12 protein-coding genes and 1 pseudogene are annotated in these 12,403 nt (G+C 73.1%); 8 read left to right on the top strand and 5 right to left on the bottom strand.

Annotated features, from left to right (window positions below; translation table 11 throughout):
- Nucleotides 1-888 (top strand): annotated as a pseudogene (locus AB0M93_RS24440) (cytochrome b); the annotation flags it as partial.
- 52 nt (nt 889-940) lie between these two features.
- On the opposite strand, the gene AB0M93_RS24435 reads toward AB0M93_RS24440, so the two are convergent.
- Genes AB0M93_RS24435 through AB0M93_RS24425 form a run of 3 tightly spaced genes read right to left on the bottom strand, consistent with a single transcriptional unit; the run spans nt 941 to nt 2,189 of the window.
- Entirely contained in the window at nt 941-1,129 is a 189-nt protein-coding gene (locus AB0M93_RS24435; protein ID WP_364276472.1) for a YdeI/OmpD-associated family protein, read from the bottom strand.
- The gene (locus tag AB0M93_RS24430; RefSeq protein ID WP_013224084.1) at nt 1,126-1,407 is read right to left on the bottom strand and encodes an Lrp/AsnC ligand binding domain-containing protein; all 282 of its coding nucleotides are present in this window, start codon (nt 1,405-1,407) and stop codon (nt 1,126-1,128) included. The genes AB0M93_RS24435 and AB0M93_RS24430 overlap by 4 nt, the downstream gene beginning before the upstream one ends.
- A gap of 44 nt (nt 1,408-1,451) precedes the next feature.
- Nucleotides 1,452-2,189 carry a maleylpyruvate isomerase family mycothiol-dependent enzyme gene (locus AB0M93_RS24425; RefSeq protein WP_364276471.1) on the bottom strand — a complete coding sequence of 246 codons (738 nt, stop codon included), beginning with the start codon at nt 2,187-2,189 and terminating at the stop codon, nt 1,452-1,454.
- 44 nt (nt 2,190-2,233) lie between these two features.
- Between AB0M93_RS24425 and AB0M93_RS24420 the strand changes: the two genes are divergently transcribed.
- A complete protein-coding gene (locus tag AB0M93_RS24420; RefSeq protein WP_364276470.1) occupies nt 2,234-3,139 on the top strand; it encodes a MerR family transcriptional regulator in 906 nt (301 codons plus the stop codon).
- Nucleotides 3,140-3,358: 219 nt separating this feature from the next.
- On the opposite strand, the gene AB0M93_RS24415 is transcribed toward AB0M93_RS24420, so the two are convergent.
- On the bottom strand, nt 3,359-5,062 hold the full coding sequence (locus AB0M93_RS24415) for a DEDD exonuclease domain-containing protein (protein WP_364276469.1): 1,704 nt from the start codon (nt 5,060-5,062) through the stop codon (nt 3,359-3,361).
- A 381-nt stretch (nt 5,063-5,443) separates the two neighbouring features.
- Here AB0M93_RS24415 and AB0M93_RS24410 point away from each other — a divergent pair, with 381 nt between their 5' ends.
- The 4 genes from AB0M93_RS24410 (at nt 5,444) to AB0M93_RS24395 (ending at nt 9,950) form a co-directional block, all read left to right on the top strand.
- Nucleotides 5,444-6,841, top strand: coding sequence for an NYN domain-containing protein (locus AB0M93_RS24410; protein ID WP_364276468.1), 1,398 nt, complete (start codon nt 5,444-5,446; stop codon nt 6,839-6,841).
- Nucleotides 6,842-6,908: 67 nt separating this feature from the next.
- Entirely contained in the window at nt 6,909-7,166 is a 258-nt protein-coding gene (locus AB0M93_RS24405) for a hypothetical protein (RefSeq protein ID WP_364276467.1), read from the top strand.
- 444 nt (nt 7,167-7,610) lie between these two features.
- Nucleotides 7,611-8,666, top strand: coding sequence for an NlpC/P60 family protein (locus AB0M93_RS24400; protein ID WP_364276466.1), 1,056 nt, complete (start codon nt 7,611-7,613; stop codon nt 8,664-8,666).
- A gap of 126 nt (nt 8,667-8,792) precedes the next feature.
- Nucleotides 8,793-9,950: a glycosyltransferase family 4 protein gene (locus AB0M93_RS24395; RefSeq protein ID WP_364276465.1), complete on the top strand. Its 1,158-nt coding sequence runs from the start codon at nt 8,793-8,795 to the stop codon at nt 9,948-9,950.
- Here the strand turns inward: AB0M93_RS24395 and AB0M93_RS24390 are convergent.
- Entirely contained in the window at nt 9,947-10,561 is a 615-nt protein-coding gene (locus AB0M93_RS24390) for a uridine kinase (protein WP_364276464.1), read from the bottom strand. The two genes, AB0M93_RS24395 and AB0M93_RS24390, sit on opposite strands and share 4 nt — an antisense overlap.
- Nucleotides 10,562-10,625: 64 nt before the next feature.
- Here AB0M93_RS24390 and AB0M93_RS24385 point away from each other — a divergent pair, with 64 nt between their 5' ends.
- On the top strand, nt 10,626-11,039 hold the full coding sequence (locus AB0M93_RS24385; RefSeq protein ID WP_364276463.1) for an SRPBCC domain-containing protein: 414 nt from the start codon (nt 10,626-10,628) through the stop codon (nt 11,037-11,039).
- Nucleotides 11,040-11,063: 24 nt separating this feature from the next.
- Nucleotides 11,064-12,272 carry a cytochrome P450 gene (locus AB0M93_RS24380; protein WP_364276462.1) on the top strand — a complete coding sequence of 403 codons (1,209 nt, stop codon included), beginning with the start codon at nt 11,064-11,066 and terminating at the stop codon, nt 12,270-12,272.
- Nucleotides 12,273-12,403 lie beyond the last annotated feature (131 nt).

The raw sequence follows: 12,403 nt of genomic DNA, 5'->3' as shown, positions 1-12,403 counted from the left end.
TTCGCTCTCAAGGGTGGCGCGTTCTTCACCCTGGTCATCGGGGTGCTGGCGCTGATGTCGGGGCTGTTCCAGATCAACCCGGTGTGGAACTTCGGCCCGTACAACCCGGCGCAGGTGTCGGCGGGCTCGCAGCCCGACTGGTACATGGCCTGGGCCGACGGCATGCTCCGGATCTGGCCGGCCTGGGAGGTCTACCTCGGGAACTACACGATCCCGGCGGTGTTCTTCCCCGGCGCGATCGGCATGCCGATCCTGTTCGGGCTCCTGCTGGGCTACCCGTTCATCGAGCGGAAGCTGTCCAAGGACACCGCGCACCACAACCTGCTCCAGCGGCCCCGGGACACCCCGGTCCGCACGGCGCTGGGCGCGATGGCGCTGGGCTTCTTCATGGTCATCGAGCTGTCCGGCTTCAACGACATCATCGCCGACAGCTTCGACATCTCGCTCAACGCGACGACCTGGGCCGGCCGCATCGGCGTGCTGATCGTGCCGCCGCTGGCGTACTACTTCACCTACCGCATCTGCCTCGGCCTGCAGCGGGCCGACCGCGAGGTGCTGGAGCACGGCGTCGAGACCGGCATCATCAAGCGGCTGCCGCACGGTGAGTTCATCGAGATCCACCAGCCGCTCGCCGGCGTCGACAGCCACGGCCACGCGATCCCGCTCGAGTACCAGGGCGCGTCCGTGCCGAAGAAGATGAACAAGCTGGGTTCCGCCGGTCAGGCGGTGCCGGGCACGTTCTGGTCGCCGGACCCGGCCGACGAGACGGTGGCGCTGCAGCGCGCCCACGGCAACGGCCACGGCGGCGCCGAGAACGGCCAGCACGGCCAGCACGGCGAGTTCGACTCCGCGGAAACGGCCTCGGCCGCGAAGCAGTCGGACCACTAGGTCCAGTCACGAAGAAGGCCACCTCCCGCGGGAGGTGGCCTTCTTCGCGTCTTCAGGTCTTGGTGGCGCGGAGCCGGGCGATGGCCTTCTCCGCCCGCGAGAGGCGCGTCTCGGGCTTCTTGGCCTCGGCGACCCACTGGACGTACTCACGCCGGTGGGACGGCGGCAGGGCCTCGAACAGCGCCGCGGCGTCCGGTGCGGCGGCGAGGGCGTCCGCCAGCTCTCCGGGGAGCTCGCTCAATCCTCGACGCCGATCGAGAAGGCCGATTCCGTGTCCGCGCGCGAGTAGGACCGGAACGCGATGTGCGTGACGGTGTCCAGCACGCCCGGCACCTTCCCGATCCGGCCGGGGATCAGGTCGGCCAGCTCCTCGTGCGTCGACACCTTGACGGTGGCGATGAGGTCGACGTCGCCGGCGCACGAGTAGACCTCGCCGACACCCTCGATGTCGGCGATCGCCTGCGCGGCGTCCGGGATCGCGTCCGCCTCTACCTGGATCAACACGATCGCGGTGATCACCTGGGTCCTCCAAGACTCGTCTGCGGGGTCGCCCGCGATCCTAGCTACGCCGGGGTGTGGGCCAGCCAGTGCGCGGCCAGTGCGGCGTCGCCGGTGACGGTGACGCGGTCCAGGGGCAGGCGGCGGGTGAACACGAGCAGGAGGTCCTGCACGGGGCCGGCCAGCGTCACGTCCGCGGGGGTGGTTTCGCGGGTCCAGCGGACGCCGTCGGGGGAGCGGGTGATCAGCCAGCCGGGGCCGTCGTCCGGTGCGAGGCCGAGGGTCTGGCCGGTGCCGCGGAGCTCGGCGAAGGCCGGTTTGAGGCTCGCCGCGACCGGGTCGGCCAGCACTTCCAGCCACTCGCTGATGGCGTCGGCGGCGTGGTCCGGCGCCACGGTGAACGCGTCGCCGCCGGTCAGCGCGGCGTCGGCGTGGTGGATGGTGGTGTCGTGGAGCATCCGGCGCAGCCAGAACCGGGCGGGCTGCGGGCCGAAGAACGTCCACACGGGGGCGTCGCCGGCGGCCGTCACGGCGTCTTCGAGCTCGGCGGCGCCTTCTCGCAGCCAATCGAACCACTTTTCGGGCGCGCCGGGGTCGGCGTCGAGCGGGTCGGGGACCGGCGACGGCCCCTCCCGGACGATGCTCGCGGCCCAGCGGTGGGCCTGGCCGACGTGGCCGGCCAGCACCCGCAGCGGCCACTCCGGACAGGTGGGCACCCGGGTCTCCGGGCCGGCTGTTGCGGCCGCTCGGGCGAACCCGGCGGTGTGCTCGTGGAGACCTTCGGCGAGTCTGGCGTTGTCCATGGCCGTACCGTAGGAATTCCACCCGGCTGGAGGTTCGACCGATCGTGACCGGAGACACACTCGGCATCGGCGAGCTGGCGCGCCGGACGGGCGTGCCCGTCCGCACGATCCGCTTCTACTGCGACGAGGGCGTGCTGGAGCCGGTCCGCAGCACCGGCGGCCACCGGCGCTTCGACGACGCGGCGATCGACCGGCTGACGTTGGTGCGCCGGCTGCGGGGCCTCGGGCTGGGCCTGCGCCCGATCACCGACGTCCTGGCGGGCCGCTGTTCCCTCGACGACGCCGTGGCGGCCGAGCGGACCGCGCTCGACCGCGAGCTGGCGACGCTGGCCTGGCGGCGATCGGTGCTCCGCGCGGTCTCGGAGTCGGCGCCGGCCGACCGCGCGGCGCGGCTGGAGCTGCTGTCCGCGGTCCAGGACGGGTATTCGGCGCACGAGACGCTGGTCCGCCTGTGGCACCCGATGACGACGGGCCCGATCCCGCCGGACACGGCCAGGATGTTCCTCGGCATCAGCGCACCGGAGCCCCCGGCCCAGCCGACAACGGCTCAAGTGGTGGCGTACGCGGAGCTGGTGCTGCTCGCGGCGGACGCCCGGCTGGTGACGGACCTGAAGGCGAGCACCCTGGCCGGCCACGACCGGATCCCGGACCTGGGCGAGCTCCACGCGGAGGTCGGCTCGGCGTGTGCCCTGGCCGCGCCCCAGGTGGCGGCGGGGGAGCGACCGGCCCCGGGACCGGCGCTCGACCGGTTCGTGGCGGCCCACGCAGCGGCCTGGGGCGCGGCGGACAGCCCGGCATTCCGCCGCGCACTGAACCACCGGACGGCGGCGGACCGCCGGCCGCGGCTGCGCCGCTACTGGCACCTGGCGGGCGAGGTGACGGGTGAGCCGGCGCCGATGGGAGTGGCCCACACGTGGCTTCTGGACGCCCTGAACACCTCAGTCGCCTGAGCCGGCTCCGTACTCAGACGGTCGCCTCCCGCACCCAGAGGGTCGGTTGGCGTCCCTGGCGGGTCGGTTGGCGTGCTTGAGCGGTCGGCTGCGAGCCGACCTGCCAGGCGCACGAACCGACCTTCTGGGTACGCGAGCCGACTGGCTGGGTACACGAGCCGACCGTCCCGGCACGCCGACTGGCCGGGTGGGTGCGCGAGGCCGCCGTGCGGGTGGGTGTCAGCCGACGTGCTCCAGGGAGTGGGCCTCCGTCACCAGGTTCAGCCAGCCCTGCCAGCCCGCCACCGCCGCCGGCTCGGCCCAGGGGCGGGTTGTGCGGACCAGCTGTACCCCCGGGCGGGCCAGCCAGCGCAGCAGCACCCCCACCTCCTCCGGTGGTGCTCCGTGCAGGGGACCCGGGTCCGGGAGGACCGTTTCCGCCGAGGCCACCAGTGCCTCCACCACCGGCATCGGTGGCACTCCGCGCCGGGCGACGCCCGCGGAGGCCAGCCTGCCGTAGCGGATCACCGCCAGCTCCCAGCCTCCCGCGCCGTCCGGGGCGGCCGCGATCAGCTCGCCGATGGAGGCCAGTGCCGCCTGGCGGTGGGCGCGGCCCAGTGCCCGGATCAGCCCGGCCAGCTCGTCGCGGTGGCGGGCCGCCTGTTCGTAGTGCTGTCCCTCTGCCAGCCGCTCCACGTGCGCCGCCGCCGTGTGCAGGGGGGCGCCGTCCAGGCCCGCGATCAGGCTCGACACCGACTCGACCGCCGGGCTGTACGCCTCCACGCTCTGCCGTCCGGCGCACGGCGCTCCGCAGCGGCCCAGCTCCGCCAGCACGCACGGGGTGCCGTTCGCCGACCGCGGCGAGATCCGCTGGGTGCACGTCCGCAGGCCGGACGCGCCGGCCAGGGTGTCCGCCGTCGTGCGTGCATCCGCCTGGTTGCGGAACGGGCCCAGCACCCCCGGCCGCGGCAGGCGCACCACCGACAACCTCGGGAACGCCTCGTCCGTCAGCCCGATCCACCAGCCCTGGTGGCGGTTCTTCGACCGCCGGTTGTACGCCGGCCGGTGCGCCGCGATCAACCGCAGCTCCCGGACCTCCGCCTCCAGCGCGTGCGCGCACACCACGTGGTCGACGCGCTCGGCCAGCGCGACCATCTCCCGGATCCGGCTCCGCCCCTCCGAACCCGTGAAGTACGTGCGCACGCGCCGCCGGAGGTCCTTCGCCGTGCCGACGTACAGGACCTCGTCCTTCGGCCCCTTGAAGAGGTAGACGCCGGGCGCCGACGGCAGGTCCGCCGCCAGGTGCCGCTTCGCCCGCTGGGCGACCGTCACCTCCGGCAGGTACCCCATCAGCTCCTCGAGCGAGTGCACGCCCAGGTTGCCGACCCGCTCCAGCAGGCCGTGCAGGACGTCCACCGTCGCCCGCGCGTCGTCCAGCGCCCGGTGTGTCGGCCGCGTCTTCGCGCCGAACAGCAACGCCAGCGCCGTCAGGTTGTACCGCCCGACCTCGTCCCGCGGCACCACCCGCCGCGCCAGCCGGACCGTGCACACCACGGTCAGCTTCGGCCACACGTAGCCGTGCCCCTCGCAGGCTGCCCGCATGTGGGACGTGTCGAAGCCCGAATTGTGCGCCACCAGCACCGAACCCCCGATGAACTCGAGGAAGGCGGGCAGCACCTCCTCGATCGGCGGTGCGTCGTACACCATCGCCTGGGTGATCCCGGTCAGGGACACGATCTGCGGCGGAATGACCATCCCCGGGTTGACCAGCGTCGCGAACTCGCCCAGCACCTCGCCGCCGCGCACCTTCACGGCGCCGATCTCGGTGATCCCCGACGGCCCCGGCGGCGCCCCGGTCGTTTCGAGGTCGAAGACGACGAAAGTCGTGTCCCGCAACGGGGTTCCGAGCTCGTCGAAGGCGAGCTGTGCCTGGACCGGACGCATGGGCGGGACACTAGAGGCGACCACCGACAGTTTCGCGCGCCTCCCGGGTGCGGCTGTGGCCCGGCGTTGGTCGCCGGGGCCGGGTTCGCCGGGCGCGCCTCGCCCGGTTTCGGCGCGCGAGCCGGGTGCCGGTCGCCGGGGCCGGGTTCGCCGGCCGCATCTCGCTGGTTTGCGCGCGTCCGGTGCCGTTGCCGCTCGGCGGTGGTTGTGAGCTGTCGGGTGCAGCCGGTGGTGTTGCTCCTGCCGCTGGAGCGGGCCGGCCGAAGCGTCGCCACCGCCCGCTGCCGCCCGCGGCTTCGCCGGAACCCCGCCGGCCGCCGCGGGCCGGCGGTCCGTGTGCCGCGCGGGGCGGGATGCGGGGGCGGGGCCTACCCTGGACCAATGCACCCGCAGCCGCTCGTGCCGGAGCCGCCCGGGGACCCCGTGGGTCCCTCGGGTGTCGCGTCGCGGCCCGAGGTGGCCGAGGAGCCCGCTGACCAGGCCGGACGGCCCGAACCCGCCACCTGGCCCACCCTGCCCGAACCGGTTCGGGACCGCATCGCCGAGCTCGCCGCGGCCGCCGTCGCCAAGCTGCCCGCCACCGACGTGCCGCGCCAGCTGCGGCCGGTCGCCAAGTTCGCCCCCGCCAAGCGCGCGAAGCTCGGCGGCGGCGCCCTGCTCACCGCGCTCGGCGAGTCCTCCCAGTTCCGCACCGCCGTCATCGAATGGCTGCGCGAGCACCGCACGGACGTGCTCGACCCCAACGCCACCGACTCGGTCGCCGCCGCGGCCGCTGCCGTCCTGCTCGGGGAGTCCGGGGCCGCCGGGCGCGTCCGGCTGGTCGCCAAGAACGCCGAGGAAAACGCCCTGCGCGCGGAACGCGACGCCGCGCTCGCGCGCGCCCAGCGGCTCGAAGCCGAGCTCGCGCAGGTCCGCGCCGAACTCGCCGAAGCCAAGCAAGCCGCCGAAAACGCCCGGGGCGAGCGCGAGGGCGAAGTCGAGAAGCTCCTGAAGCGCCTTCGCGAACAGGGCGTCCAGCTGCGCCAGGCCCGGGACGCGGCCGAAGCGGCGTCCGCCCACGCAGAACGCGGCTCCGCCGCCCACGTCGACGAGATCGCCGCCCTCACCAGCCAGCTCGAGCGCGAACGCCAGCGCGTCGCCGGCGAACGCGCCCGTGCCGAACGCGCGGTCGCCGACGCCGAGATCGCCCGCCAGTCCGCGCGCGAGGCGCGGCAGGCCGACGAGGTGCGGCTCGCCCTGCTCATCGACACCATCGACGGCGCCGTCACCGGCCTGCGCCGCGAGCTCGCCCTCGGCGCGCGCGGCGCCCGGCCGGCCGACATGGTCCGCGGCGCCAGCTCCGGCACCGGCCAGGGCGGCAAGATCGCCGACGTGACCACGCTGGACCGCTACCTCGCGCTGCCCAACGTGCACCTGATCGTCGACGGCTACAACGTCACCAAGACCGGCTACCCCGAGCTCGCCCTCGCCGACCAGCGCGACCGGCTGATCCACCAGCTGTCCGCGCTCGCCGCGCGCACCTCCGCCGAGGTCACCGTGGTCTTCGACGGCGCCGGCGTGCTCTCCGTCCCCGCCTCGGTGCCGCGCGGGGTGCGGGTGCTGTTCTCCGACCGCGGGGTCTTGGCCGACGACGTGATCCGCAACCTCGTCGCGGCCGAGCCTGCCGGCCGGCCCATGGTCGTGGCGACGTCCGACCGCGCGGTCGCGGACTCGGTGCGGGGTCGCGGCGCCCACCCGGCACCATCATCGGTGCTGGTCAGCCGCCTGTCGAGGGTCTGACCGCCGGAAAATGTCGGTGGTGGCGCCTACCGTGCTCCTCAGTCAGTTCCGACGTGAGGAGGACCACGTGGCCGACACCCCCGAGCTGTCCGAAGTGGACGTCTCGCACATCGCCGTTTCGGACATCGAGAACCTCGTGGTCGATTGCGACCGCTGCGCCGTGCGCGGCATCTCCTGCCACGACTGCGTGGTGAGCGTGCTGCTCGGCGCGCCACCGGCGGTGGTGTGGGACGCCGACGAGCGGCGCGCGGTCGACGCGCTGGCCGAAGCAGGGATGGTGCCCCGGCTGAGGCTGGTCGAAGAACCGATCCGGCGCACCGCCTGATTTCCACCGTTTCGTGACGGCGCGCCGAATGGTCGATTGAATCGGTGAACGGTCGGTAGTCGAAAAGCCCTCCGGAGAAACCCCAGCGTGTAACGCCCATCACATGGTGTCTCCCGCCCTGGTCCGATGGTGTTCATCGGCGTCACACAGCGTTTTCGGCGGAGAGGTGGTGGACGTGGTGGCGGTCTTTTCGTAACCTGTCCGAGATCTCGTGGCCCCCGGCCGTCTGTGGAGGCGGCGACGCGAGATCGCCGCCGGGCGCAGCTTTGTCGGGAAGCTGGGAACCGGAACCACCACCGCGTGCTTCACCTGTTGCGGTCCGTGCTTGTCAAAAGCGCACGGTCCGGGCGCGTGGTGGGTGGGACAGCGGTGAAGAGGAACTCCCCGACCTCTTCTTGCCCCGGTCCCCTTCGGCGGCCGAGACCAAAGGAGACCCGCGCGACCGTGCAGTCGCATTCCCTCAGGCGCGTGGTTTCAGGTGCCCTCGCCGCGGCCTCGGTGATCACCCTCGTCACCGTGGCGCAGCCGTCGGCCACCGCCGCCCCCGTCCCCGTCCTCCAGGCCCCGCCCACGGGCTCCGACGCCCTCGCCAAGTACCGCGACCTCGCGGCCCAGGCCGAGAAGCTCAACGAAGACCTGCTGTCCGCCCAGGACGACCTGAAGAAGAAGCAGGGCGAGCTCGACAAGGCCACCGGCGACGTCAACGCGGCCAAGGAACAGGCCGCGAAGGCGTCCGAAAGCCAGAAGAAGTACCAGACCGAGGTCGACAAGTTCGCCGGTGCGTCGTTCACCAGCGGTGTCCAGCTGAACAAGCTGTCGGCGCTGCTGGCGGGCACGTCCACCCAGGACTTCCTGGACCGCTCCTCGGCGCTCGAGGTCATCGCGACCGGCAAGAACGCCGCGATGGGCAACCTCACCGGCGCCGTCCAGGAAGCGACCGACGCGGCCGCCAAGGCCAGCGACGCCGCAAAGCGCGCGCAGGACGCGCGGGACGCCGCGGCGAAGCTGACCCAGGACATCCAGGCCAAGCAGAAGACGCTGCAGGACCAGATCGACCAGCTCGAGGCGGCCAACAAGAACCTGAGCTCCGCGGACAAGGCCGCCCGCAGGGACACCGGCTCGGCGCCGCCCACCAACATCAAGGCGCCGACCGCGGCCGCGCAGACGGCGCTGAACGCGGCGATGAGCAAGCTCGGCAGCCCGTACGTCTACGGCGCCACCGGGCCGAACAACTTCGACTGCTCCGGCCTCATGCTGTGGGCCTACGGGCAGGCCGGGATCACCCTGCCGCGCACCAGCCGCGAGCAGTCGACCTTCGGTGCCGCGGTGCCGCGCGACCAGCTGCAGCCGGGCGATCTCGTGTTCTACTACTCGCCCGTTTCGCACGTCGGCATGTACGTCGGCGACGGCAAGATGATCCACGCGCCCGACACGGGTGACGTCGTGAAGATCTCGCCGCTGCAGAGCCAGTACGCGGGAGCGCGCCGCCCCACGGCGTGACCTCCGGACAGCTCGCCGAAGGGGCGGTACCGCACACGCGGTGCCGCCCCTTCGCCGTCGGTGTCACCCGAGGCTTCGCCACCCGGACCCCCGGACGGAGAAGAGGGCCCCGCTAGCCTCTGGGGCGTGCTCAAGACCCTGCTCGTGACCAACGACTTCCCGCCGCGGCCCGGGGGGATCCAGAACTACCTGAACTCCCTCGCCACCCGGCTGCCGTCGGACGACCTGGTCGTCTACGCGCCGTCGTGGGAGTCGCGGACGGGGTCGCACGAGGAGTTCGACGCCGAAGCGCCGTTCGAGGTCGTCCGGCACCCGACGTCGCTGATGCTGCCGACGCCGGACGTGCTTCGCCGGGCCAAGCAGATCATGCGAGCGCGGGACTGCGAAGCCGTCTGGTTCGGCGCGGCCGCTCCGCTCGCGCTGCTGGGACACCCGCTTCGCCGGGCCGGGGCGCGCCGCGTGGTCGCCTCAACGCACGGCCACGAAGTCGGCTGGTCCATGCTCCCGGCGTCGCGGCAGGCGCTGCGGCGCATCGGCGACACCGCGGACGTCCTCACCTACGTCAGCCGCTACACCCGCGGCCGCTTCGCCGCGGCGTTCGGCCCGATGGCCGGGCTGGAACTGCTGCCGTCCGGGGTCGACACCGAGCTGTACAAGCCGGACCCGGCCGGGCGCGCCGAAATCCGCGCGCGGCACGGTCTCGGCGACCGGCCGACCGTCGTGTGCGTGTCGCGGCTCGTCCCGCGCAAGGGGCAGGACCAGCTGATCCGCGCGCTGCCGCGGATCCGCGAGCAGGTCCCGGACGCGGTGCTGCTGATCGTCGGCGGCGGCCCGTACCGCAAGACGCTCGCCGGGCTGGTCGCCGAGCTGGGCCTGGAGCGCGACGTCGTGCTCACCGGGTCGGTGCCGTGGGCGGAGCTGCCGGCGCACTACGCGGCGGGCGACGTCTTCGCGATGCCCGCCCGCACCCGCGGCAAGGGACTGGACGTCGAAGCGCTCGGCATCGTCTACCTGGAGGCCTCGGCGACCGGGTTGCCGGTGGTGGCCGGCAACTCCGGCGGCGCCCCCGAAGCGGTGCTCGACGAGGTCACCGGGCACGTCGTCGACGGCCGCGACGTCACGCAGCTGGCCGAGACCCTCGCAAGCCTGCTGGCCGACCCGGTGCGCGCGCGCCGGATGGGCGAGGCCGGGCGGGCCTGGGTGACGGCGAACTGGCGCTGGGACGTCATGGCCGGGCGGCTGGCCGGGCTGCTGGACGGCGACCCGGTGGCCGTCGTCCGCTAGGGCGTGTAGAGCGCCGGGTGCCGCGGATCGTCGACGCGCACGACGACGTCGGCGAGCGAACCCGGGTCCACCTCTTCCTCGTACCGCTCGTAGGCCGGGACCGCCCAGGCGTCCGGCACGCGGCGGCGCAGGGCGGCGGGGGAGAGCCACAGGTGCACGGCCAGGTCGAAGGCCAGCCCGGCGCCCAGCAGCAGCTCGCCGTCGAGGAGCACGACCCCGCCTTCGGGCACCGGCACGCGTTCGGCGCGGGTCGCGCGGTCGCGCTCGGCGTCCCACAGCGACGGCAGGACGTCGCCGGATCCCTTCAGCGGGTCCAGGACTTCGCGGCGGAGGGCGCCGAGGTCGAGCCAGTCGGTGTAGCGGGCGTCGGGGTTCGTGCGGCCGTGTTCGAAGCGCAGCGACGCGGGGCGCAGGAAGTCGCGCGCCGACACGCGCAGGGTCGCGCGGCCGCGCAGGCGCAGCGGGCCGGCCAGGGCGTCCGCGAGTGCCCCGGTTTCCGTGGCGCCCGCCGCGCCGTCGATGGCGACCGCGATCCGGGGCGTGGTGAGCGCGTCGATGCGGTCGGTGAGTTCTTCGGCCAGGACGGCGGGGGAGATCGGGCGGTAGCGCACGGGTACTGATCCTCCACCCGGACCGGTGGCCGGTTTTGTCGTACCCCGGTGGCACGATGAGGACATGACTTCTTCAACGGGGAAGACGGCCGATGTGGGGTGGAACATCGGCGTTTCGCGGACCCTGCCGTACTCGTCCGGGACGGTGTGGGAGTTCCTGGTCAGCCGCGAGGGCGTCGCGATCTGGCTCGGTCCCGGGGTCGAACTGCCGCGGGAACCGGGCGCGGAGTACGAAACGGCGAACGGCACGGTGGGCGAGATCCGCAGTTACGTCGACGGCGACCGGGTCCGGCTCACGTGGCGGCCGAGCGACTGGGACCACGACTCGACCGTGCAGGTGCGGCTGAGCGGCTCCGGGGCGAAGACGACCCTGCGATTCCACCAGGAATGGCTTGCGGACGCGGAAGAGCGCGAGGAACAACGGGCATACTGGCAGGACGTGACCGAGCGCGTCGTGGCGGCCCTCGCCGAACGCTGACGCGGTGAGGCTTGGGGGATCGAGATGACGACGAGCGAGATGATCGAGCTCGCGGAGAACTTCGCGCAGGACGCGCACGCGGTTTCGGAACTGCTGCGCGCGGATGGCCCGGTGCGCCAGGTGCGGATGCCGCGCGGGCTGCCGTGCTACGTGGTCACCGGGTTCACGGAGGCGCGGGCGCTGCTGGCCGATCCGCGGCTGCGCAAGAACACCGTGGGGATCCGCGCGCTGTTCGAGGCGAAGCTGCCGCCGGACTCGACGCAGAACGGGCTGGCGCCGGACCTGAGCTGGCACATGCTCAACTCGGACCCGCCGGACCACACCCGGCTGCGGAAGCTGGTGAACAAGGCGTTCACCGCGCGCACGGTGGCGCGGCTGCGGCCGCGGGTCGAGGAGATCACCGCGGGGCTGCTCGACGCGCTGGCCGGGCAGGAGCGGGCCGACCTGGTGGCGTCGTTCGCCGCGCCGCTGCCGATCACGGTCATCTGCGAGCTGCTCGGGGTGCGCGAGGAGGACCGCACGGAGTTCTCGGGCTGGTCCCGCACGTTGCTGAGCGGGCTGGCGCAGCCGGAAGCGGTCCAGGCGGCGGCGCAGAGCATGTTCGGCTACCTCACCGGCCTGATCGCGCAGAAGCGCGCCGAGCCGGCCGAAGACCTGCTGTCGGACCTGGTGCACGCGAGCGACGACGGCGATTCGCTGTCCGAGCCGGAGCTGGTGTCGATGGCGTTCCTGCTCCTGGTCGCCGGCCACGAGACGACGGTCAACCTGATCGCCAACGGCGTGCTGGCGCTGCTGCGCGAGCCGGAACAGCTCGCCCGCCTGCGCGCGGAGCCGGAGCTGCTGCCAGGCGCGGTGGAGGAGTTCCTGCGCTTCGACGGCCCGATCCACCTGGCCACGCTGCGGTTTACGGCCGAACCGGTCGAGGTCGCCGGCGTGACGATCCCCGAGGGCGAGTTCGTGCTCGTTTCGCTCCTGGGCGCGAACCGCGACGCGGAGCGCTACCCGGAGCCGGGCCGCCTGGACATCACCCGCCCGGCCGGCGGCCACCTGGCGTTCGGCCACGGCATCCACTACTGCGTGGGAGCGCCGCTGGCGCGGCTGGAGGCGGAGATCGCGCTCGGCGCGCTGCTGGCGCGGTTCCCGGACATCGCCTTGGACGCCAAGCCGGACGAGCTCGTGTACCGGCCGAGTTCGCTGGTGCACGGGTTGGAGACGTTGCCGGTCCGGTTGTGACGGCTCGTGCCAGGACGCGGTCGTGAGTGGTAAGGCGAGTTAGTGAAAGCCGGGAAAAAAACCAACCCATGTGGGGCCAGCGGGCCCGGCGCGGGAGGTTGGGGGGCGCCGAGAACCCCCCCCCCAACCGC

Source organism: Amycolatopsis sp. NPDC051102 (genome assembly GCF_040682815.1).
Lineage (GTDB): Bacteria > Actinomycetota > Actinomycetes > Mycobacteriales > Pseudonocardiaceae > Amycolatopsis.
This window is presented reverse-complemented; position numbering and strand designations above follow the sequence as displayed.